The sequence below is a fragment of the Pantoea sp. DY-17 genome (assembly GCF_019795975.1).
In the GTDB taxonomy this organism is placed as follows: domain Bacteria; phylum Pseudomonadota; class Gammaproteobacteria; order Enterobacterales; family Enterobacteriaceae; genus Pantoea; species Pantoea leporis.
The window spans coordinates 631,084-653,209 of the sequence record NZ_JAIMIG010000001.1; the positions used below are offsets into that span (position 1 = coordinate 631,084).

22 protein-coding genes and 3 tRNA genes are annotated in these 22,126 nt (G+C 54.4%); 15 read left to right on the plus strand and 10 right to left on the minus strand.

Features of this window, described 5'->3' with window-relative positions; translation table 11 throughout:
* Positions 1–14 precede the first annotated feature (14 nt).
* Genes rutD through rutA form a run of 4 tightly spaced genes read right to left on the minus strand, consistent with a single transcriptional unit; the run spans position 15 to position 3,057 of the window.
* Positions 15–818 (minus strand): pyrimidine utilization protein D, encoded by an 804-nt coding sequence (gene rutD, locus K5Y33_RS03005; protein WP_222233227.1) that lies wholly within the window; start codon positions 816–818, stop codon positions 15–17.
* On the minus strand, positions 818–1,213 hold the full coding sequence (gene rutC, locus K5Y33_RS03010) for a pyrimidine utilization protein C (protein ID WP_110865880.1): 396 nt from the start codon (positions 1,211–1,213) through the stop codon (positions 818–820). The genes rutD and rutC overlap by 1 nt, the downstream gene beginning before the upstream one ends.
* 42 nt (positions 1,214–1,255) lie before the next feature.
* Positions 1,256–1,966, minus strand: a complete 711-nt coding sequence (gene rutB, locus K5Y33_RS03015) for a pyrimidine utilization protein B (RefSeq protein WP_110865881.1) — start codon at positions 1,964–1,966, stop codon at positions 1,256–1,258.
* Positions 1,966–3,057 (minus strand): pyrimidine utilization protein A, encoded by a 1,092-nt coding sequence (gene rutA / locus K5Y33_RS03020; RefSeq protein WP_049851054.1) that lies wholly within the window; start codon positions 3,055–3,057, stop codon positions 1,966–1,968. The genes rutB and rutA overlap by 1 nt, the downstream gene beginning before the upstream one ends.
* Positions 3,058–3,364: 307 nt before the next feature.
* Between rutA and rutR the strand changes: the two genes are divergently transcribed.
* Positions 3,365–4,000: an HTH-type transcriptional regulator RutR gene (rutR, locus tag K5Y33_RS03025; protein WP_222233228.1), complete on the plus strand. Its 636-nt coding sequence runs from the start codon at positions 3,365–3,367 to the stop codon at positions 3,998–4,000.
* 23 nt (positions 4,001–4,023) lie between these two features.
* Positions 4,024–4,998: a metal-dependent hydrolase gene (locus K5Y33_RS03030; RefSeq protein ID WP_222233229.1), complete on the plus strand. Its 975-nt coding sequence runs from the start codon at positions 4,024–4,026 to the stop codon at positions 4,996–4,998.
* 101 nt (positions 4,999–5,099) lie between these two features.
* On the opposite strand, the gene cycA is transcribed toward K5Y33_RS03030, so the two are convergent.
* On the minus strand, positions 5,100–6,491 hold the full coding sequence (cycA, locus tag K5Y33_RS03035; protein ID WP_101760901.1) for a D-serine/D-alanine/glycine transporter: 1,392 nt from the start codon (positions 6,489–6,491) through the stop codon (positions 5,100–5,102).
* Positions 6,492–6,899: 408 nt separating this feature from the next.
* Between cycA and K5Y33_RS03040 the strand changes: the two genes are divergently transcribed.
* Entirely contained in the window at positions 6,900–7,598 is a 699-nt protein-coding gene (locus K5Y33_RS03040; protein ID WP_101760900.1) for an extensin family protein, read from the plus strand.
* Here K5Y33_RS03040 and K5Y33_RS03045 read toward each other — a convergent pair whose 3' ends face one another.
* Positions 7,599–8,273, minus strand: coding sequence for a DUF4396 domain-containing protein (locus K5Y33_RS03045; protein ID WP_222233230.1), 675 nt, complete (start codon positions 8,271–8,273; stop codon positions 7,599–7,601). It abuts the gene before it with no gap.
* Positions 8,274–8,826: 553 nt separating this feature from the next.
* Here K5Y33_RS03045 and sdiA point away from each other — a divergent pair.
* Positions 8,827–9,549, plus strand: coding sequence for a transcriptional regulator SdiA (sdiA, locus tag K5Y33_RS03050; protein ID WP_222233231.1), 723 nt, complete (start codon positions 8,827–8,829; stop codon positions 9,547–9,549).
* Positions 9,550–9,670: 121 nt separating this feature from the next.
* Positions 9,671–10,282 (plus strand): acyl-homoserine-lactone synthase, encoded by a 612-nt coding sequence (locus K5Y33_RS03055; protein WP_008102322.1) that lies wholly within the window; start codon positions 9,671–9,673, stop codon positions 10,280–10,282.
* Positions 10,283–10,314: 32 nt separating this feature from the next.
* On the opposite strand, the gene K5Y33_RS03060 is transcribed toward K5Y33_RS03055, so the two are convergent.
* Positions 10,315–10,542 carry a DUF2594 family protein gene (locus tag K5Y33_RS03060; RefSeq protein WP_007887303.1) on the minus strand — a complete coding sequence of 76 codons (228 nt, stop codon included), beginning with the start codon at positions 10,540–10,542 and terminating at the stop codon, positions 10,315–10,317.
* 430 nt (positions 10,543–10,972) lie between these two features.
* Between K5Y33_RS03060 and uvrY the strand changes: the two genes are divergently transcribed.
* The 6 genes from uvrY (at position 10,973) to K5Y33_RS03090 (ending at position 14,634) form a co-directional block, all read left to right on the plus strand.
* Positions 10,973–11,632 (plus strand): UvrY/SirA/GacA family response regulator transcription factor, encoded by a 660-nt coding sequence (uvrY, locus tag K5Y33_RS03065; protein WP_008102320.1) that lies wholly within the window; start codon positions 10,973–10,975, stop codon positions 11,630–11,632.
* On the plus strand, positions 11,625–13,457 hold the full coding sequence (uvrC, locus tag K5Y33_RS03070) for an excinuclease ABC subunit UvrC (RefSeq protein ID WP_110865886.1): 1,833 nt from the start codon (positions 11,625–11,627) through the stop codon (positions 13,455–13,457). Before uvrY ends, uvrC begins: the two co-directional genes overlap by 8 nt.
* Positions 13,458–13,525: 68 nt before the next feature.
* Positions 13,526–14,074: a CDP-diacylglycerol--glycerol-3-phosphate 3-phosphatidyltransferase gene (gene pgsA / locus K5Y33_RS03075; RefSeq protein WP_008102316.1), complete on the plus strand. Its 549-nt coding sequence runs from the start codon at positions 13,526–13,528 to the stop codon at positions 14,072–14,074.
* 271 nt (positions 14,075–14,345) lie between these two features.
* A tRNA-Gly gene (locus tag K5Y33_RS03080) sits at positions 14,346–14,421 on the plus strand.
* Between the two features lie 42 nt (positions 14,422–14,463).
* Positions 14,464–14,537: transfer RNA gene (locus K5Y33_RS03085), tRNA-Cys, on the plus strand.
* Positions 14,538–14,548: 11 nt separating this feature from the next.
* Positions 14,549–14,634, plus strand: a tRNA-Leu gene (locus tag K5Y33_RS03090).
* A gap of 128 nt (positions 14,635–14,762) precedes the next feature.
* Here K5Y33_RS03090 and K5Y33_RS03095 read toward each other — a convergent pair.
* The 3 genes from K5Y33_RS03095 to K5Y33_RS03105 form a co-directional block, all read right to left on the minus strand.
* Positions 14,763–14,933 carry a hypothetical protein gene (locus tag K5Y33_RS03095; RefSeq protein WP_167391169.1) on the minus strand — a complete coding sequence of 57 codons (171 nt, stop codon included), beginning with the start codon at positions 14,931–14,933 and terminating at the stop codon, positions 14,763–14,765.
* Positions 14,934–15,098: 165 nt separating this feature from the next.
* Positions 15,099–16,598, minus strand: coding sequence for a SulP family inorganic anion transporter (locus K5Y33_RS03100; protein ID WP_222233232.1), 1,500 nt, complete (start codon positions 16,596–16,598; stop codon positions 15,099–15,101).
* 152 nt (positions 16,599–16,750) lie between these two features.
* Entirely contained in the window at positions 16,751–17,008 is a 258-nt protein-coding gene (locus tag K5Y33_RS03105) for a biofilm/acid-resistance regulator YmgB/AriR (RefSeq protein ID WP_008102310.1), read from the minus strand.
* A gap of 484 nt (positions 17,009–17,492) precedes the next feature.
* Here K5Y33_RS03105 and K5Y33_RS03110 point away from each other — a divergent pair, with 484 nt between their 5' ends.
* Genes K5Y33_RS03110 through K5Y33_RS03125 form a run of 4 tightly spaced genes read left to right on the plus strand, consistent with a single transcriptional unit; the run spans position 17,493 to position 22,049 of the window.
* Positions 17,493–17,924: a MarR family winged helix-turn-helix transcriptional regulator gene (locus tag K5Y33_RS03110; RefSeq protein WP_101760893.1), complete on the plus strand. Its 432-nt coding sequence runs from the start codon at positions 17,493–17,495 to the stop codon at positions 17,922–17,924.
* A gap of 2 nt (positions 17,925–17,926) precedes the next feature.
* Positions 17,927–19,594, plus strand: coding sequence for an MFS transporter (locus tag K5Y33_RS03115; protein WP_222233233.1), 1,668 nt, complete (start codon positions 17,927–17,929; stop codon positions 19,592–19,594).
* Positions 19,591–20,682 (plus strand): HlyD family secretion protein, encoded by a 1,092-nt coding sequence (locus K5Y33_RS03120; RefSeq protein ID WP_222233234.1) that lies wholly within the window; start codon positions 19,591–19,593, stop codon positions 20,680–20,682. Before K5Y33_RS03115 ends, K5Y33_RS03120 begins: the two co-directional genes overlap by 4 nt.
* The gene (locus K5Y33_RS03125) at positions 20,679–22,049 is read left to right on the plus strand and encodes an efflux transporter outer membrane subunit (protein WP_222233235.1); all 1,371 of its coding nucleotides are present in this window, start codon (positions 20,679–20,681) and stop codon (positions 22,047–22,049) included. Before K5Y33_RS03120 ends, K5Y33_RS03125 begins: the two co-directional genes overlap by 4 nt.
* Positions 22,050–22,126 lie beyond the last annotated feature (77 nt).

Genomic DNA, 22,126 nt, shown 5'->3' on the forward strand with positions numbered 1-22,126 from the left:
GGCGGCTCCTGTGATTAGCTGGCCGCTCGCTGGGCAGGCGCAGCCATATCGGCCAGCCAGCGCAGCAGCAGCGCATTAAAGTTGTCGGCATCGGTGACGCTCATCGCGTGTCCGCCCCAGGCCATCTCAATCAGGCTGCCGTTGGGCAGCGCCTGCGCCAGCTGCGGTGAGCAGCTCCACGGCACCAGCAGATCGTCCTGGCTGCAGATCGCTAACACCGGCTGGGAGATGCGCCCCACATGTGCGCGAAAATCCGCGCTTTTCAATGCATGCAAGCGACGCAGCAGGTTTTCCATGCCCTGAAAATGGGCGACATGGTGCGCATCTTCAGCGTTAATGCGCTCCTGATTGCGCGCCAGCCATTCCGCGGGATAGAGGAACAGCGGCTGCGCACGCACAAAGGCTTCGACGCCGACGTTCATCAGCAGATCCTGACGCACCTGGAAGCAGCGCTGCGTGTGCGCATCCAGCGAAAGCCAGCCGTTGATCACCACCACGCGGCTCACGCGCTGCGGGAAGTCCAGCGCCAGTTGCAGGCCGATTAAGCCGCCCAGCGCATGGCCGATAATGTCGTAATGTTGAATGCCGTGCTGTTCCAGCGTTTCTGCCAGTTCCGCCGCCATCATCGTCATGCTGTAGCCGTCCGGCAGCGTATCGGCACTGCGGCCGGTACCGCGCTGATCGTATGTCACCACGCGATAATGCGGCGTCAGCGCCGCCAGCTGCGGTTGCCAGAAACCGGCGACGCCGCCTAAACCGGAAGCGAGCACCAGCGTCGGCGCATCTTCAGCGGTTAAACCCTGGATCTCCAGATGCATCAGGCCTCCTGTTTGCCGATATGCGCCACGGTGGCGATTTCGATCAGCGCATCCGGTTTCACTAAGCCGCACTGAATGCAGAAGCGCGCCGGTTTATCACCGGGGAAGTATTCGGCGTAAATCTGGTTGATCGCTGCGTAGTTGCTCCAGTCGGTGAGAAAAATCGAGTTGAAGGTCACGTCGTCCATGGTGCCGCCGGCGGTTTCGATCACCTTTTTAATGGTCTCCAGCACGTGACGCGTTTGCGCGGCGGCATCACCGACGTGCACCACGTTGTTGTTGGCATCGAACGGCAAGGTGCCGGAGACGTAGACGACGCCGTCAGCTAAGGTGCCGGGCACGAATGGCGCTATGGGCGTACCAGTGCCGGGCGGAATAATCACACTTTTAGGCATGGCGAAATCCTCTTCTTATCGGTTTGCAGGTGAATCGAGGCGTTAGCTTTTCAGCGTTTCGCAGAAGGTGTCGGTATCGCTGACCCAGCCAAAAAACGTTTCGATATTGAAAATGGCCGCCTGTTGGGCAAACGCCGGACCCGCCTGATAGGTCGCGTCTTCCAGCACCACGCCGAAATATTCCAGGAAGAAGCCGTCACGCAGTGTCGATTCCACGCAGACGTTGGTGGCGATGCCGGTAAACACCAGATGGCGGATGCCACGGCTGCGCAGCATGCTGTCGAGCGAGGTGTTGAAGAAGCCGCTGTAGCGCGGTTTCGGCAATACGATATCGCCGGCCTGCGGCACCAGTTCATCGACCAGCGCATAATCCCAGCCGCCTTTCGACAGCAGCGTGCCCTGTAACTCCGGGCGCTTGCGCATGGTTTTCAGCGCATTAGATTTGTGGAAGTTAGGCGATCCGGCATCACCGGCTTCAACGTATTGGTCGTCCCAACCGTTCTGGAACCAGATGATCTGCATCCCGGCGGCCCGCGCTGCGGTGACCGCCTGATGGATTTTGGCAATCACCGGCTTGGTAGCGGAGACATCAAAGCCCGCCAGATCGAGATAGCCGCCTTGCGTGGCGTAGGCGTTCTGCATATCCACCACAATCAGCGCACTTTGCGCGGGCGGCAGCGCGATGGCTTCCGGGCGCGCCGGCAAGGTGACGTTCGGTAAACTTGAGGTATGGGCGCAAACAACGGTACTCATCAGGCAACCTCCTGCTGGGATGCGATTAAATCGTGGCGACACTGCATTAAGGGCTGAATACGTTCACCGAAATCTTCGATGCCTTGCAGGAAGTCGTCGAAGGTGAGCAACACGCCTTGCGTGCCATCTACTAATGCAACCTCATCCAACATTCGTGCCACATTGGCGTAAGAACCCACCAGCGTGCCCATATTGATGTTGACGGCGGAGGTCGGATCGGCCATCTGGCGCACGTTGGTGTCGCTGCCAGATTTGGTGTCCTGCTGACTTTGCGTGGTGAGCCAGGCGAGCGCCTCTTCATCGGCACCGGCTTTGTAGTGCTCCCATTTGGCGCGTGCGGCTTCGTCGCTCTCGGCGGCAATGATCATAAACAGCACATAGGAACCGACGTCGCGGCCCGCTTTATCGGCAGCTTGCTTCATACGCGCGGCGGTTGGCGCGAAGGCAGTTGGCGTGTTGACGCCTTTGCCGAAGCAGAAGTTGTAATCGGCGTGCTGCGCCGAGAACGCCATGCCCGCATCGCTCTGGCCGGCGCAGATCACTTTCATCGGTTTCTGCGGCTGCGGGCTGACGCGGCAATCGTTCATGGTAAAGAACTCGCCTTTAAAGTCGCTCTGGCCGGTGCCCCACAAATCGCGCAGCACGGTGACGTATTCGGTCAGATATTGGTAGCGGCTGGAGAAGTAAGCATCGCCCGGCCACAAGCCCATCTGCTCGTACTCGGGTTTCTGCCAGCCGGTGACGAGGTTGACGCCGAAGCGGCCATTGGAGATGGAATCAATGGTGGAGGCCATACGCGCCACAATCGCGGGCGGTAAGGTTAGCGTGGCGGCGGTGGCGTAGATCTCAATGCGTGAGGTCACCGCCGCGAGTCCCGCCATCAGCGTGAAGGATTCGAGGTTGTGATCCCAAAACTCGGTTTTGCCGCCGAAGCCGCGCAGTTTGATCATCGAAAGGGCAAAGTCGAAATGATAATGCTCTGCTTTCAGCACGATCTCTTTGTTCAGTTCAAAAGTCGGTTTGTACTGCGGCGCATGGGTGGAGATCAGCCAGCCGTTATTACCAATCGGGATAAAAACGCCAATTTTCATGTGAAACCTCTCTGCATTAGACGGGGACTGCTTCACGCGCTGCGCTGCTTCCTGCACGCATCCTGCGGGCGGCGCTCCATCACAAAATTGCAAAGGCTGTGCCACATTTTTAAAAGACATAAATAACAATGTGTTAAAAGTATCGCCTGTTCTAAACTGGAGTAATTGGTCCATTTCAGACCGTTTGGTCAAAACGTTCTGCACGTTTTTCATGCGCCGCGTGGTCAAAAAAGGTGCAGGCGGGCGATTAGGCAGGAAAGAAGGCCTTTGTTATGATGCGTTGACGCAGGACGGAAGAGGTAACAGTGTGAAAAGCGATGAAAAAAAACCGGGACGCCGTTCGCGTGCGGTCGCCGCAAAGCGGGCCGCCATTCTGGAAGCGGCGTTAGCCTTCTTCTCGCAATACGGCATTCACGGCACCAGCCTGGATAAAGTGGCGGAGCGCGCCGATGTCTCCAAAACCAATCTGCTGTATTACTATCCGTCGAAAGAAGTGCTGTATGTGGCGGTTTTAAAAGAGATTCTTGATGTGTGGCTGGCGCCGCTGCGGGCGCTGCAGCACGATCACGATCCGCTGACCGCGATACGTAAATACATTCGCCTTAAACTGGAAGTCTCGCGCGATCATCCGCAGGCCTCGCGATTGTTCTGCCTTGAGATGTTGCAGGGCGCGCCGCTGCTGAAAGGTGAACTGGCCGGTGATTTAAAAGCGTTGGTGGATGAGAAGGCGGCGATTATCGAACAGTGGATCGCCGAAGGTCGGTTGGCGGGCGTGCAGCCGCAGCACCTGTTTTTCCTGCTGTGGGCCACCACGCAGCACTATGCGGATTTCGCCTCGCAGGTGGAAGCGATTACCGGCCAGACGTTGAACGATGCGGCGTTCTTTGAACAGACGCTGGAAAACGTGCAGCGCATGATAATTGAAGGGATCCGCGTGCGCTGATCCCGCTTTTTCAAGGAGAGTGCATGGATTCGTTATCACAATTGACGTTAGGCGCGGCGGTCACCGTTGCGGTGATGGGCAAACGCGTTCCGCTGTGGCAAGCGGCGCTGGTGGGCGCGGTGGCGGGTACCTTGCCGGATCTCGACGTGTTTATCGATCACGGCGATGCCATCCGCAATATGACGCTGCATCGCACCGAAGGTCATGCGCTGATAATCCTCACCTTAATTGCACCGCTGCTCGGCTGGTTGGTGGCCGGTGCGACCCGCAGTCGCGCGCACTGGCGCGGCTGGACGCTGGCGATGTGGCTGTCGCTGGTGACGCATCCGCTGCTGGATCTCACCACCGTTTACGGTACGCAGCTGGGCCTGCCGCTCACCGATTTCCCTTATGCCATTGGCAGCATGTATATCATCGATCCGTTGTATACCTTGCCGTTGCTGATTGCGCTGCTCGTCGCCCTGTGGCGACGCGATGCTGTGGGCTTGCGCTGGAATCAGGCGGGATTATTGGTAAGTACGCTTTATCTCGGCTGGAGCATGGTGGCACAGAGCATGGCGACGCAACACATTGAGCAAGCGCTGGCGCAGCAATCAGTGCAGCCGGAGCAACTACTGGTGACGCCGACCGCGTTTAATACGCTGGTATGGCGCACGGTGATCATAACGCCAGAGCGTTACGGCGAAGCCTATTGGTCGCTGTTGTCACCGGGGCGTTCGCTGCAGATAAGCTGGCACGATCGTCAACCCGCGCTGTTTGCGCCGTTCAAAGGGCAATGGCACGCCGAGCGTGTAGCGTGGTTTAGTCATGGGTTTTACGCAATGAAGCAGCAGGGCGATCGCACGTTGATCAGCGATTTAAGGATGGGGGAAGAGCCGAGTTACACCTTTACCTTTGATCTGGGATCGCCGCAGTCGCCGGAGCTAGCACCGCAGCGTGAACCTTCGGTGCGTCCTGCATTGGGTGAGGCGTGGCGTAAGCTGCGGGAGAGATTGTGACTTCGTGGTGAAGCGCGTTTGCTGATGAGGTGCGCTTTCTGTCAAAAAAGAAAAAGGCTGCACTTTCTTTCAAAAGGCAGCCTTAACGTAGCCGTGATAAATCAGGCTTTACGACGACGTAACAACCAGCCCATGGTCAGCATCACAAACCACAGCGGCGTGACCATCAGCGCCTGACGGGTATCTTCCTGCAGCGTCAGCAGCACCAGCACAAAGGCGAAGAACGCCATGCATACCCAGCACATAAACTTGCCCAGCGGCATTTTGAACTTCGATTCAGCATGACGCTGTGGATGCTGCTTACGATACGCCAGATAGCTGCACAGGATGATGGTCCAGACGAACATAAATAGAATCGCCGACACCGTAGTGACCATGGTGAACACCGTCATCACATCCGGAATCAGGTAGATCAGCGCCACACCCGCCAGCAGACACAGGCAGGAGAAGAACAGGCCAGTGGTTGGCACCGCACGCGCCGAGAGGCGACCAAACGCTTTATGCGCCACGCCTTGTTCCGCCAGGCCGAACAACATGCGGCTGGTGGAGAAGATACCGCTATTGGCGGACGAGGCGGCGGAGGTCAGCACCACGAAGTTGACGATGCTGGCGGCGGCAGGCAAGCCGATCAGCACAAACATCTCAACGAACGGGCTGCGATTCGCCAGCACCTGATTCCAAGGCGTCACCGCCATGATCACCATCAGCGCCAGCACGTAAAACATAATAATGCGCAGCGGAATGGCGTTAATTGCACGCGGCAAAACTTTGTGCGGATCTTTGGTTTCTGCTGCCGCGGTGCCGACCAGCTCAATGCCGACAAAGGCGAAAACCGCAATCTGGAAGCCGGCAAAGAAGCCGCTCAAGCCTTTCGGGAACATGCCGCCGTGATCCCAGATGTTGCTCAGGGACGCGGTGCCACCGTTCGGCGACGGATAATGCATGCTCACCAGCACAATGCCGGTGATGATCAGCGCCACAATGGCGACGATTTTGATAATCGCGAACCAAAACTCCATCTCACCAAACAGCTTCACCGTAGCGATATTCAATGCCAGGAAGACAAAGACGCACAGCAGGGCGCTCATCCAGATGGAGAAGTCCGGGAACCACAGCTGGAAATAGGCGCTGATGGCCACCACGTCGGCAATGCCGGTCACCACCCAACAGAACCAGTACGTCCAGCCGGTAAAATAGCCCGCCCACGGACCGAGTAAATCGGCAGCGAAATCGCTAAAGGATTTGTATTCGAGGTTGGACAACAGCAGTTCGCCCATGGCGCGCATGACGAAGAACAGCATAAAGCCAATGATCATGTAGACGAAAATGATCGACGGGCCCGCGAGGCTGATGGTTTTACCCGAGCCCATAAACAGCCCGGTGCCGATGGCGCCACCGATAGCAATCAACTGAATGTGACGATTATGCAGGTTACGCTGGAGTTTATCCGGCTGTTCGGCCGTAGCGAGCGCCTCTTTTGATTGATCAACCATAAATTTTTCTTTCCTGTCGAGATGTTGTGTCAGCTCTATTGGCTGTTTTGCCCGTCATACTTTAAGCCGCAGATGCGTTGGCTACGCGTGTTCACCCAAGGAACTGACTAAATTAAGCTCCCAATGATTCACACACTTGCCACCTTCCTGCGGCTCACATTATTTAGGGCATTCGTTATGAGCCTTTGTCCAGGCAAGTGGCATAAGATAGTGGAAAGCCAACCCGTTTCGGTAATGGTTTTTCCCCCTTTGTGACCTTTTACGTGCTTTGCTCTGTCAGTAATTATTTACAGAGTTTAAAGCGCAGTCATTTTGCGTAAATCTTCAACAATTAAGCGATTTACGTCACTTTCCGCGCACATGACTTCTACACTTGTTAGTTCATTTCATCAGGAAAAGTGAGGCATTGTGCGCGCTCTGTTCGCCGTCGCGTTGCTGGCTGTATGCGGCTGGTTTAGTTTGCCGTGGTTGAAAACGCATCTGCCGCCTCAGTGGAACCCCTTTACACCGCTCAACGTTACCGATCCGCCCGGTTGGATGACGCGTTACAAGCTAAAAAAGCTGAGTGGCGATCCGGCTGCCTGCCTGGCGGTGATGCGGCAAGCCAGTGAACAGCGGCTGGTGCAGTTTCGTGCCGTGCCGCCTATGCAAGGGAATTGCCCGATTGAGCAGCCGCTACGTATCAGCGGCTACGGTGACGTCACGCTGAGCAGCAGTTTTCTCGCCAGCTGTCCGATGGCGGTGGCCAGCACCATGTTTGTGATTAACAGCGACAGCGCATTACGTCAGGCCGGTTTTAACAGTCCGCTGAAACGCATTGCCCATGTTGGCAGCTACGCCTGTCGCAATATTTATCATCGTCAGGAAGGGCGTTTGAGTGAGCACGCCAGCGCCGATGCCTGGGATATTACCGGATTTCAGCTGGCAAATGGGCGTTGGTTGCAGGTAGGAAAAAACTGGCAACAGCCAGAGGATGCGGCGGCTGGACTGCATGCGCTGTGGCGTAACGGCTGTGCGACGTTCGGTAATGCGCTGGGGCCCGATTATAACGCCGCGCATGCCAGCCATTTTCATCTTGGCATGCGCGGTTCGGGTTACTGCCGTTAGCTATACCGCAGGATTAAGCCCACGTTTTATCAGGAAATGATTAGCCGGCCAGGAGAAAATAAAGCCAGTCATTATGGCCAATTGCAGCATAAACCAGAATGCCGCCACCAGCGGGTTGACCTGCTCGTTCAGCACAAACTTTAGGGCCAACGCCATAAAGATAAAAATACCTAATTGAAAAATCAGCAGGGGGAAAATTTCGGTTTTTAACGCCAATAATAATGCGCTGCCAAATGAATGTTTTTCACGTTGGCGAATCGCCAGAAATTGAAAAAGTAATCCCATAAACAATGAAGCGATAACGCAAATAAGCGCCTGCATGCCTATCGTCGGATTAATGGCAAATTGTTTTAGTAAAGTGACTATCGGGATTGTCATTATATCGCCAAATATACAAGCCGCTGCGGATAATGACGTGGAAATAAATATAGTTTGCCAGCTGGCGTTACTGCGTATTTTTTGTGAAACCAACAGCGCAAGTTTTTGCTGTTGTGATGGTTTACGGCCTAAGTACCACCAGACGATCCAGCCAATAAAAGGCATATACAAACCGGTTAATGGCCAAATGATATTCATCACCGCCACCGGATGTGGATGGCGAAAAAGATCTTTTAAAATCATCAGGGCAGTGCAGACGCCCAGAACAAGGAAAGGTAATGCAAACTGGTTCAACATAGTCAGTTCCGCTAAGTTTCCCACCTACATGCGACAATGCGCCTGAGCCTTACTGCAGCACTGTCTTCCAATGCATCTTTTCACTCCGCTAGCATTAAGCGTAGCCGTTAATCAGCGTGAGAGAAATCACATCATTACTTAATGTATTATCTTAACCGCAGAAATAGGTGGGATTAACATTAAGTCAAAACTCATTCACCGTACAAACCCCTTTCACAGCAAAATAATCTGCTTTTTGCATCAATAATTTTAGTTAATGACGATGCTAAAAATTTATCAATCTAACGATCATTTTCAATCAACTGGATGATTGAAACTACTTCAGAAAAATCCTATTCTAATCTGCTGAGGAATTAAAGTTGTGAACCTGTTAACAATTAACGTGAACTTACACATTTTCATTACGTTAACGCATTGACAGTAGAAGAGTTATGCTAGCTGCTGGCAAATTTGCTCCTTTTTCAATCAATATTTTTTGTCTGGCTAATTTATTTTTTGCGTTAACACGAACTAATTTCAGAATGTAAAAGCGTGAAACAGCGCTAAGGCAATAATGACGACCGATAATTATTTCGTCTGGCTAGGCGAAATGGAAAATGAATTTCTGGCGCTAACGCAAGTGACGCAATTGAAATCCCTGTTGCAACAGCAGATTGAAAAGCTGGGTTTCGATTACTTCGCTTTTTTGGTTCAGCATCCGGTGCCCTTTACCCGGCCGCGCTTGTTTTTGTTCAGTACATACCCGGAAGGCTGGGTGAAACGCTACGAAAGCGAGAACTATTATAAGGTCGATCCGGTGCTATTACTCTGTCAGCGGCCGGGACGGGGTGTTGAATGGACGCGCGATTTATTTACCGGTGCGGGTAATTTGTGGGCAGAAGCCAACGCTGCGGGATTAATGAGCGGCTTTTCCTGCTCAGCAATGGCACCAAATCGTACCATTGGTATATTATCTATTGCATCGAGACTTCACAGTAAGACCCAACACTTGCGCATAGAGCTTGAGGTGAAACTGCATCTTCTGGCGGAACTGAGTTTGCGCGTGTTGGAGCGTTTGAATGACGATTCTATGGTCGTTTTATCTAACGATTTTAGTCAGCGTGAATTAGAAATCCTGAAATGGACGGCGGAAGGAAAAACGTCGGCGGAAATTTCACTTATTTTAGCCATATCTGAACATACGGTGAATTTTCACCAAAAGAATATGCAAAAGCGTTTTAATGTTTCCAATAAAACGCAGATTGCCTGTTATGCCGCTGCGGTTGGCCTGATATAGCGAAAAAGCAACTACTAATTTTAGTAGTTCCTTCTCCCGTGTCAGTTGTCTACCCTGCGCGCAACGTTGCCAGGCTGGCTCAAAGAAATCATTGCATACATGGGGATGTCAGAGGCGCATGATGAAAGTAATTCAAACACAGCTTAAGGATATGCCGTCCTCACTGTTGGCAGAACTGGGAACGTATCGCTATAGCGTGTTTGCGCGCGGCGAAGGGTGGTCGATTCCACCGCGATTGAGTACGCCAGGGCAAGAGTACGATCGTTTTGATCGTTCGGATGTCACCTGGTTGATTGCCTGGAACGCTCGTCAGGGTATTTGCGGCTGCGCACGTCTGTTGCCGTGGCATGAACCTGAGGTGCCGGAAGGTTTTGTTCTGCCTTTCGATCAGGAAAAGGTATGGGAAATGTCGCGCTTCTCGGCGCGCCTTGAGGTGGACGCGGAGCTACCGCTGAGTATTTTGTGGCACTCGGTGCAATTAGCAGAACTGAGCGGCATGGAGTATTTGATCAGTTCGGCGACGCCAATGCTTGAGAAGATGTTCGAACAGCATCAGGTAGTCTACGAGCCGCTCTCACCGGGCTTGATTCAATCTGAAGACAATCTGTTTGCCATTCGCATTCCGGTTGATCAACCGGCGCTGGCGGAGAAATATCGGGGTACACGACGCTTTAGTCCGGAAGAGGTGCTGCCGTCGCTGGGTGTTTCAGTAAACTGGCAATCACACAGCTAAATACCCCGCGCATTTCGCGCGGGGCACATCGCTTATTGACGGTAAGCGGTTTTGATCTGACGAATTGTATTATTAAACACTTCCGCCTGCGGCTTATCGCCTAACGAAGCTTGCACATAACGCTCCATGTTGATGATCACCTTACCGGCATCGGCTTGACCCATTCCTTTCAGAATCAGCGTCACCATCATTTTCAGACAGGCGACTTCGTCGGCCAGCGCCTGCGTGTCTCGTGAAGTTGCGAAATCTTCATCACTCATAATTGACTCCTTGGGGGTATTACTCAATGTTGACACATTCTTCCTGTGCGTAAGAAAGAGAGTATATCATAGGGTTTTCAGATGAATTTTAATGAAGCGAAGCGGTAAAAGTCAGACCGCTTTTTAATTGCGCATTGCGCTATTTGTCAGCAACCAGAATTAGCGTTTAGCTGTTATTTACCAGGCGATCGGAATGCGACAATAAAATCGAGCTATAAATTATAACTTAATGATATTAATAACAATTTAACTTATCTCATTTTGCATCTTATTGCCCTGTGCAGTAAAAGCTGGATCAAAGAAATGTTATTGATTTGCATCAGTTCATTTGAGATTTATCTGTGACTGTAGATGTTTTTTCCACCTGAAAACCGGTAAGATGACCGTTCTGAAATATATTTCCCTTAATTAACCTGCGGAGTACGTCCCGTTGATCAGCCTGCTTCTTGTTGATGACCATGAACTGGTACGCGCCGGTATTCGCCGCATTCTGGAAGATATGAAAGGACTCGTTATTGCGGGTGAAGCGGCGTGCGGTGAAGACGCCGTGAAATGGTGCCGCAGCAATCCGGTTGACGTAGTGCTGATGGACATGAACATGCCCGGTATTGGCGGCCTGGAAGCGACACGCAAAATTGTGCGCTTTAACCCGGATATCCGCATCATCATGCTCACCATTCATACCGAAAATCCACTGCCGGCGAAGGTAATGCAGGCGGGCGCAGCGGGTTATCTCAGTAAAGGCGCCGCGCCGCAGGAAGTGGTGAGTGCGATTCGCTCGGTGCATTCAGGGCAACGCTATATCGCCTCAGATATTGCCCAGCAAATGGCACTCAGCCAGATCGAACCGCAAAAAGCCGAATCCCCCTTCAGCTGTTTGTCGGAAAGGGAATTGCAGATTATGCTGATGATCACACGCGGGCAGAAAGTGACGGAAATTTCCGAACAACTCAGTCTCAGCCCGAAAACCGTTAACAGTTACCGCTATCGCATGTTCAGCAAGTTGAATATCAGTGGCGACGTCGAGTTAACGCATTTGGCCATTCGACATGGCCTGTTCAATGCGGAGCCATTAATCAGTAGTGAGTGACGTTTTCGATTCCAAAGCCTTTCTCAGCACCGTGACCAGCCAACCCGGCGTCTACCGTATGTACGATGCGGCCGGTACGGTGATCTATGTTGGTAAAGCCAAAGACCTTAAAAAGCGCCTGACCAGCTACTTCCGTACGCAGGTGGGCAGTCGCAAAACTGAAGTGCTGGTCAGCAACATTCAGAACATCGACGTCACCGTGACGCACACCGAAACGGAAGCGCTGCTGCTGGAGCATAACTACATCAAGCTCTACCAGCCGCGCTATAACGTGCTGCTGCGCGATGACAAATCCTATCCTTACATTTTCCTCAGTGGCGATAGTCATCCGCGTCTGGCGATGCACCGTGGCGCGAAGCACGCCAAAGGCGAATACTTTGGCCCGTTTCCGAACGGCTATGCGGTACGTGAAACCCTCGCGCTGCTGCAGAAGGTATTCCCGATTCGCCAGTGTGAAAACAGCGTGTATCGCAACCGCTCGCGCCCGTGTTTGCAGTATCAAATTGGCCGCTGCCTTGGACCCTGCGTTTCCGGCTTGGTTAGCGAAGAGGAGTATGCGCAGCAAACCGATTACGTGCGTTTGTTCCTCGCGGGGAAAGATGATCAGGTGATTAATCAGCTGGTCAAGCGCATGGAAAATGCCAGTGAGGAACTGCGTTTTGAAGAGGCCGGGATTTTACGCGACCAGATTCAAGCGGTAAGACGCGTAACCGAGCGGCAATTTGTCTCCAATCAGGGTGAAGACCTGGATGTGATGGGCGTGGCCTTTGATGCTGGCATGGCTTGCTTGCACGTGCTGTTTATCCGTCAGGGCAAAGTGCTCGGCAGCCGCAGCTACTTCCCGAAAGTACCTGCCGATACCGAACTGACCGAAGTGGTACAAACCTTTGTCGGGCAGTTCTATCTGCAAGGCAGTGAAGCGCGCACTTTGCCGGCGGAAATTCTGCTGGACTTTACACTACCGGAACGTGAGCTGCTGGCGGAATCGCTGAGCGCGCTGGCGGGACGTAAAGTGAACATTCAAAGTAAGCCGCGTGGTGACCGTGCACGCTACCTGAAACTGGCGCGCACCAATGCGGCAACGGCACTGACTACCAAGCTGTCGCAGCATTCGACCATTCAGCAGCGTCTGGCGGCGCTGGCGACGTTCCTTGAGCTCGACACCATTCATCGCATGGAGTGCTTCGACATCAGCCACACCATGGGCGAGCAGACCATTGCGTCGTGCGTGGTGTTCAACCGTGATGGTCCGCTGCGTTCGGATTACCGACGCTACAACATTGAGGGCATCACGCCGGGCGATGATTACGCGGCGATGAATCAGGTGCTGCGCCGTCGTTACGGCAAAGCGCTGGAAGAGGACAAAATCCCCGACGTGATCATCATCGACGGCGGTAAAGGTCAGTTAGCGCAGGCGAAACAGGTTTTTGCCGAGCTGAATGTACCCTGGGATAAAGATCGTCCGATTTTACTCGGCGTGGCGAAGGGTAGCGATCGTAAAGCCGGGCTGGAAACGCTGTTCTTTGAAGCGGAAGGTGAGGGCGTTTCCTTACCGCCGGACTCGCCTGCGCTGCATGTGATTCAGCATATTCGTGATGACTCTCACAATCATGCGATTTCAGGCCACCGGAAAAAACGCGCCAAAGTGAAGAACACCAGCGCGTTGGAAAGTATTGAAGGCGTGGGGCCCAAACGGCGCCAGCAGCTGCTCAAGTATATGGGTGGCCTGCAACCGCTGATGAATGCCAGCGTCGACGAGATTGCTAAAGTGCCGGGAATTTCCACCGCGCTGGCGGAAAAAATCTACTACTCACTGAAACACTAACGTTGAAAGAGGGGGGGCAATGTAGCAACATACATGAAACCCTACTCACACCAGACAGTTACTGGCATATGCAATTTAACATTCCGACGTGTCTTACCCTGTTTCGAGTCGTACTTATTCCCTTTTTTGTCCTGGCGTTTTATCTGCCATTTCAATGGGCTCCCTTTGCTACTGCACTGATCTTTGTGATTGCTGCGGTTACTGACTGGTTTGATGGTTTTTTAGCGCGTCGCTGGAAGCAGACCACGCGTTTTGGCGCGTTCCTCGATCCGGTTGCGGATAAAGTGCTGGTGGCGATTGCGCTGGTGCTGGTGGCGGAGCATTTCCACGCGTGGTGGATTACGCTGCCTGCGGCAACGATGATCGCGCGTGAAATCATTATCTCTGCGCTGCGTGAGTGGATGGCGGAGATCGGCAAACGCAGCAGCGTGGCGGTGTCGTGGATCGGCAAGGTGAAAACCACCGCGCAGATGTTCTCGCTGTTTGCCCTGCTGTGGCGTCCAGAAGCCACGGTGGTTGGCGTGGGTGTGGTCGCACTGTACATCGCAGCCGTGCTGACGTTCTGGTCAATGTTCCAGTATTTAAGCGCAGCGCGCGGCGATTTGCTCGATAGCTGATCGATGCGATTTAAAAAGCAGCAAACGGACGCAGTGTGTGGATAATTCTGTTGACTCACTGCGTCAGATAAGTAGAATGCATCGCATCGAACGGCAGCGAGCCTGCAAGAAGCTGAACAAAATCAGCAAGTTCGATGAAGAAATACCAGAACCGAGTAGTTGAGTTGGCAACAAGGCGGCAACTGAACGAATCCCTGGGAGCTTACATTGGTAAGTGACCTGGGTGAGTGAAGGCAGCCAACGCAGTGGCAAACTCAAATACGATGGTTGTGCGGGAATAGCTCAGTTGGTAGAGCACGACCTTGCCAAGGTCGGGGTCGCGAGTTCGAGTCTCGTTTCCCGCTCCAAATTTAGTGGTTCGTATTCAACGGATTACATATCAGATTAAAGGCGCGTTGGCAGAGTGGCCATGCAACGGATTGCAAATCCGTCTACCTCGGTTCGACTCCGGGACGCGCCTCCAATTTACACCCTGCCCGGGTGGTGAAATCGGTAGACACAAGGGATTTAAAATCCCTCGGCTTATGGCTGTGCGGGTTCAAGTCCCGCCCCGGGCACCATATTTGCAGTCGATAAAACGAATAAAATAAAGCAATAAGCAGTAATGTCGTAACCGCCCAAGGGCGGTTTTTTTGTTTTTGTCCTTACCTCATCGCCAATAAAAAACCCGGCTAAGCCGGGCAAGTCATTACGATTGCGGTTGTCCCACCGGACCTGCACCTTCGCTGGCACCCGGCACCGGTTGGTTACTTGGCGCATGTGGGCGCCCATCGTTGCCGACCGCATCACTCTTATGCATACAACCCGCCAGCGATACCAAGGTTAACGTCACCAATGCTGCTTTTGCTAAAACGTTCATCTGCTGCTCCTTATAATTAAGCGATTGAGTAACCAATCCCAAAGAGATCAAAGGATTGACCATGAGCTAAGCAAAGTCAGTGACAGCAAATTTCGCAAGCGAAGCGCGGCAGTACCCATAAAAAACGCCGGATTTCCGGCGTTTTTCGTCTCAATCCTAATATTTCTATCCCAGATTGCCACTCAGCCGCTCGCGGAAATCGCTGCTGCGGTTATCCAGCCCGATAAAGGTGACGTTCGCTCCATGGCGCTGATAGCGATATTCGATAGCATCAAGGGCCGCCACGCTGGAAGCGTCCCAAATCTGCGCATGCGTCAAATCGATGGTGACAGTTTTTGGATCGTGGCCGTAATTGAAGTGTTCAAACAAATCATTGCTGCTACCAAAGAACAGCGGGCCGCGCACGGTGTAATTGACCTGTTGGCCATCCTCGCTCAGCTGGCGTTCAGCGTGAATGACGTGAGCGATGCGGCGTGCGAACAGCATCATCGCCAGAATCACACCAACCAGCACGCCAATCGCCAGGTTGCCGGTCCACACGGTGACAGCAACCGTCAGCACCATCACAAAGGTTTCCGACCACGGCATGCGTTTCAGCGTAGCCGGCTGCAGGCTGTGCCAGTTCACGGTTTTCACCGCTACCACCATCATAATGCCCGCCAGTACTACCATCGGGATCTGTGCCATAATCTGGCTCAGTCCGGTCACTAATAACAGCAGCACGATACCCGCCGCGACCGTAGAAACACGCGTACGTGCTTTGCCCAGCTCGACGTTAACGATGGTTTGGCCAATCATCGCGCAACCGGCGATGCCGCCATAGAAGCCCGCAAGAATATTGCCGACGCCCAGCGCCCAGGATTCGCGGCGTTTAGCGGAAGGCGTATCGGTAATGTCATCCACCAGTTTGGCGGTCAGCAGCGACTCCATCAAACCCACAAAGGCGATGCTCAAGGCGGTGGGCCAGATGATTTGCAGCGTGTGCAGATTGATCGGCACCAGCAGCGTCGTGAAGCCTGGCAGACCGGCGGTCATTGGCCCTTCATCGCCCACGTTCGGTACGCGATAGCCAAGCACCAACGCGACCGCCGTCACTACCACAATCGCCACCAGCGGTGAAGGGACGCTTTTAAACACTTTCGGTAGCAGCAGCACGATGGCCAGCGTAACGGCGAATAGCACCCACACCAACGCGGATTGTCTCCAAACGTGCGGGACCTGCGCAAAGAAGATCAGGATGCCGAGGGCGTTAACGAAGCCGATCATCACCGAACGCGGGATATAGCGCATCATGCGCGACAACCCAGCGAGCCCAAAGATAATCTGGATAATGCCGCCTATAACCACCGCCGGCAGAATGTATTCAACGCCGTGCGCATGCACCATCGGGCCGATCACCAGCGCCACCGAACCGGCCGCTGCAGTGACCATTGCCGGACGACCGCCCAGAATCGACAGCGTCAGGCACAGCACCACCGAGGCAACAAGGCTGACTTTAGGATCGACACCGGCAATCACGGAGAAGGAGATAACTTCCGGGATCAGCGCCAGCGCGGTAATAATGCCGGCCAGACACTCGCGGGTTAGCAGGGCAGGCGAACGTAAAACGCGCCCCACAGTGATATCGCTCTCCACCGCAGTGGTGCGCTCAGTTGGTTGACTCATAGATTGTGCAGGCTCTTTTATTATTGTGCGCATACCGTCGCGGTACGGCAGTAACCAGTTAGGATTTTCCGAGAAGGGATGTTACCGGGCAATAAGGTGAGACGCTAGCGCGTTGGGGCAGGTGAGGGTGATTCCATCCCTGGAATCCGGCTTTAGACCGCGAGATCGTCAGGTGTTTTATTCACAACTAATTCAAGCAGATGGCGATAAATATCCAGCTGAATCACATCGCTTTCCATCTCAAGACGGTTAATCAGCGAAGCAATAATCGCTTTATTAGAAACCGGCATACCGGCTTGCAGGATTTCGGCGATGATCTGCCCGAAAACTTCCATTTCACTGCTGTCGCTATTACCGGCCAGTTTGAAATAGTCAGCGATGGCAGCGCTACTGTTTGCGGCGTTTTGCATATGTGAAGCCCTTAAGATCGGCCTGATGGCAATGTGCCTTCAGCTCCATGATGAAAAAATTTGCACGCGGACAGGCGCGCAACACCCAACTCATCAACCCACGCAAAAAGACACCTCTGAAGGTGGAAATCCACAACACCTTCAGAGGCGACGCAAAGTGCATCATTCGTTACGGAGCCGTCAGCTGGCTCACGGGACGTAAACTTATACAATCCAGCACAACTTGTACAAGCTTGATTTTAAGCAATTTGTGCTAGTCCTTATTTAACAGCGAGTTATGATTTGTAATGTTTTCTAAAAGCTATACAAGAATGGGCGAAAACCGCCAAATTTTCGGTGAGTTGTACAACTGATAAGGAAAGCTGGAGATTTTTTGTCCTGCCAACTACGTTTGCAGGTGTAAGCAAAATTTTCATTGGCGAGCGGCTTACCTTATAATAACGCTCCCGTTTAGTTAGATACCTAACCATTAGGCCACTACGTTTTGAGCGACTATCCCCAACCCTTTTCTCGTTTGCTGCATCTCACCGCGCACGCATGGCGTTTGGCTGTTGATCGTCGCCTCAAAGAGAGCGGATTGAGCATGAGCAGCTGGATGGCGATTGCCAGCGTTGCCACCGCCGCCGAGCCGCCAACACAAAAAGCGCTGGCGCAGTTGCTTGGTCTGGAAGAGGCCAGCGTCGTGCCGCTGGTGGATCGTCTGGTGAAGCAGCAGCTATTGGCGCGCGTGCAGCCACCGGAAGATCGTCGCAAACGCCTGCTGATTCTGACGGAACAGGGCAGCGTGGCCTTTGCCGAAGTGAAAACGCAGGCCGATGCGCTACGTGCACAGTTGTTGGCGGATATCGATCCTGCATCGCTGGCGATAACGGAACAGGTGCTGCAACAGCTGCTCGCGCGTCTGGGAAGCGTTTAACGGTGGCAAAACGTAATCCTTATGCCCCGCGCGAATGGCTGCCGCATGAGAAGCCGATGCTGCCGGGCTCGCCCTCAACGCCGCTGCATTCGCCTTCGAAGCGCATCGCATTTGGCATCATTGGCTTATTGATCTCGATTACCGGCGCGCTGAGTAACGCGCTGGTCTCTGCCAACCTCACCAATCTGCAAGGCACCTTCGGCGCTTACAGCAATGAGATCGCCTGGCTGCCCGCGGTATATGTGATGGGCAACATCTCCATCAACCTGCTGCTGGTGAAGTTCCGCCAGCAGTTTGGTCTGCGGCTGTTCACCGAAGCGTTTCTGGTGCTGTATGTGATCGTGGCGTTTTTCCACCTGCTGGCTAACGATCTCAGCTCGGCGATCATTGTCCGCACCGCGCATGGCATGGTCGGCGCGGCGCTCAGTTCGCTCGGCATCTATTACCAGATTCAGGCCTGGCCGGCGAAGCATCGGCTTAAAGCCCTGGTGATTGGCATCACCGCATCGCAGCTGGCGATTCCGCTGGCACGATTGTTCTCCACCGAACTGCTGCAGCTGCAAGAGTGGCGCGGTTTATACCTGTTTGAACTCGGTCTGGCGATGATCTCGCTGGGCTGCGTGCTGGTGGTGAAACTGCCGCCCGGCGACCGCATCAAAGCCTTTGAAAAGATGGATTTCCTCACCTTCATGTTGATGGCGCCGGGCATGGCGCTGCTGTGCGCGGTGCTGTCGCTGGGCCGCATCGAATGGTGGTTCAGCACGCCGTGGCTCGGTGTGGCATTAGCGCTGGCGCTGGTGTTGATCGTGGCGGCGATTATCGTCGAGCACAACCGTAAGAATCCGTTGCTGAATACCCGCTGGCTCAGCAACGGCACGATTGTGCGGCTGGGCATTGTGATGATCATGATGCGTATTCTGCTGGCCGAGCAAAACACCGGCGCGGTGGGTTTCCTGCAGCAGCTTGGCTTACTCAACGATCAGATGCGCGGTCTGGCGTTAGCGATCATTGCCGGGGTGATTTGCGGCATGATCGCCAGCGCATTAACCATCAAACCCACGCATCTGAGCTGGCCAATTGTCGTGTCGCTGGTGGTGATGATCGTCGCCTCGCTGATGGATGCGCAATCCAACCCGCTGACGCGTGCCCACAATCTCTACTTTAGCCAGTTTCTGCTCGGTTTCGGCAGCGCCTTCTTCCTCGGGCCTGCCATGCTGCTGGGGATTGGCGGCGTGGTGACGCAGCCGAAAAATCTGGTCAGCTTCTCGGTGCTGTTCGGCATGAGCCAGAACTTAGGCGGCCTGATCGGCGCGGCCATTCTCGGCACGTTCCAGACGTGGCGTGAAAAATACCACTCCAGCCTGCTGGGCGATCAGCTGTCGCAGCTGGATCCCAACGTGACCGAACGCCTCAGCCAGTACAGCTCGCTGTTCAGCAGCCAGTTGCCGGATAGCGTGCTGCTCAGCGCGCAAAGCAGCAGCCAGCTGCAAACGGTGGCGACGCTGCAAGCCAACGTGCTGGCCTATAACGATACTTATCTTCTTACCGCCGCGCTGGCTTTCATCACCTTAATCTGGGTGCTGTATCGCCTGACGCGCTTACGCTATATCAACTGGCGTCAGACTAAAATGAATGCGGCACAACCAGTAACCCCGACGGAGAATTCATGAGCCAACAGGACGACATTCAGGCGGCGGAGCGCGAGCGCACCAACCGTCGACGCATTCTTTCTATCGCCGCTGGCAGCGGCATTGTCATCGTCGGCGTGCTGGTGATCCTCTATGCCTGGCAGCTGTGGCCGTTCACCAGCACCGTTCAGTCCACGGAAAACGCCTACGTGCGTGGCCAGGTAACCTTTATCAGCCCGCAGGTGAATGGCTATCTGACCGAAGTGAACGTGGTGGATTTGCAGCCAGTGACCAAAGGCCAACTGCTGATGACCATCGACGATCGTATCTATCGTCAGCGCGTGCATCAGGCGCAGGCGCAGCTGGATATGAAAATCGCCGCGCAGAACAACAACCAGCAGCAACGTAAAAGTGCCGAAGCCAATATTCTCAGCAATAAAGCGGCGCTGGAAAATGCCAAAGCGCAGGCGCTGAAAAGCAGCCTCGATCTCAAGCGCGTTGAGAATCTGGCGGCTGATGGCTCGCTGTCGGTACGTGAGCGCGACGCCGCCCGCGCGGCAAATGCCCAGGCGCAGGCGCAGTTGCGTCAGGCGGATGCGCAGGTGGCCGTTTCACAACAGAATCTGCAAACCGTGGTGGTGAATCGCGCGTCACTGCAAGGCGATGTTGCCAGTGCGCAGGCGGCGCTGGAGTTGGCAAATATCGACCTGGCGAATACGCGCATCATCGCGCCAGACAACGGCCAGCTCGGTCAGCTGTCGGTGCGCAAAGGCAGCTATGTGACCGCCGGCACGCGTTTGACCTCGGTGGTGCCAGAAAACAAATGGATCATCGCGAATTTCAAGGAAACTCAATTGGCGCGCGTGCGTCCCGGTTTACCGGTGAATATCCGCGTCGATGCGCTCGACGGTAAGCACTACGATGGCCGCGTCGAGTTTATTTCGCCTGCCGCCGGTTCCGAATTCAGTGCTATCTCGCCGGATAACGCCACCGGCAACTTTGTGAAAATTGCCCAGCGCATTCCGGTGCGCATCAAAATTTTGAATGACGATCTGCAAGCACTGCGTCCGGGCATGTCAGTGGAAGTAAGCATTGATACCGCCGCAGAGCCGCACAAGGATGCGCCATGAGGCGCTTATTGTTAGCCACCTGTGTGGCATTGATGGTGAGCGGCTGTGCAACGCAAGTGGAAAAAGCGCCCTCATCGTTGCCGATTCCTAAGAGCTGGCGTCAGCAGGTGGGCCCGCATGCGCTGCCGGAGGCGCAATGGTGGCAGAACTTCGGCGATGCCAATCTTAATCGCCTCGTCACGCAGGCGTTGCAGCACAACAGCGATGTCCTCACCGCGCGTTCGCGCGTGGATCAATACCGTGCCGAGTTGCGTGCCGCGCAGGGCGATAATTTCCCAACGCTGTCGGCGGGCGTGGCGGCTACGCATCAGCGTGCGCTGTCGGCGGCCACCGGTCAGCCGTATGAAAACGCGGTGTTTCAGGGATTGCTGCAGGCCAACTACGAGGTGGATTTATGGGGCAGCCGCAGCAACAGCATTCGCGCCGCAGAAGCTTCGCTGGATGCGCAGCGTGCTGCCGCTTCTGCCGCTGAGCTCACCGTCGCCAGTTCGGTGGCATCGGGCTACCTCAGCTTGTGCGCGCTGGATGAACAGCTGCGCGTAACCCAGGCAACGCTGGCGACGCGCAAAAACTCGCTTAACCTGGCGCAGCGCCAGTTTGAAACCGGCTACACCTCGCGCCTTGAATGGATGCAGGCCGCCTCGGAATATCAAACCGCCAAAGCGCAGATCCCGCAGTTGCAGCATCAGATCGAGCAGCAGGAGAACGCGCTTAGCGTGCTGGTGGGCATGAATCCGCGCCAAATCGCGCGCAGCAGCCATTTCGACCACATCAAGCCGCAAACCTTGCCATCGTTGCTACCTTCACAACTGCTGAATCGTCGTCCCGATATTGTGCAGGCGCAGCGCCAGCTGCTGGCCGCCGACGCGTCACTGGCGTCAACCCAGGCCAAACTGTTGCCGTCGCTCAATCTCACCGCCAGCGGCACCTTGCAAAGCAGCGAACTGCATCAGCTGCTGGATAATCCGTTCCGTCTGTGGAGCATTGGCGGCAGCATTCTGGCTCCGCTACTGAATCGCGAAGCGCTGACTGCTCAGGTGGATGTGGCGATGGCGACGCGTAATCAGGCGCTGTACGGTTACGAAAAAGTGGTGCGTAACGCCTTCTCCGACGTGGATAACGCGCTGGATGCCATTCGCCGTAGCGAGGAGCAGCTGGCGGAGTTGCAGAAACAGGAGAGCTACGTGGCGGAAGCGTATCGCATTGCCCACAACCGTTACCAAAATGGTTACGCCTCTTATCTGGATGAGCTGGACGCCCAGCGCACGCTGTTCAGTACTCAGCTGAATATCGTGTCAGTAAAAAATACGCTGCTGTTAGCGCAAATCGATCTATATCGTTCGCTCGGCGGCGGCTGGCAGGGTTAAACATCATGTCGCAAGGCCATTTTTCGGTAGAAATTCCGCCGTAAAACGGCCTGCGTCTGGTTTTAAATCGGCAGTAA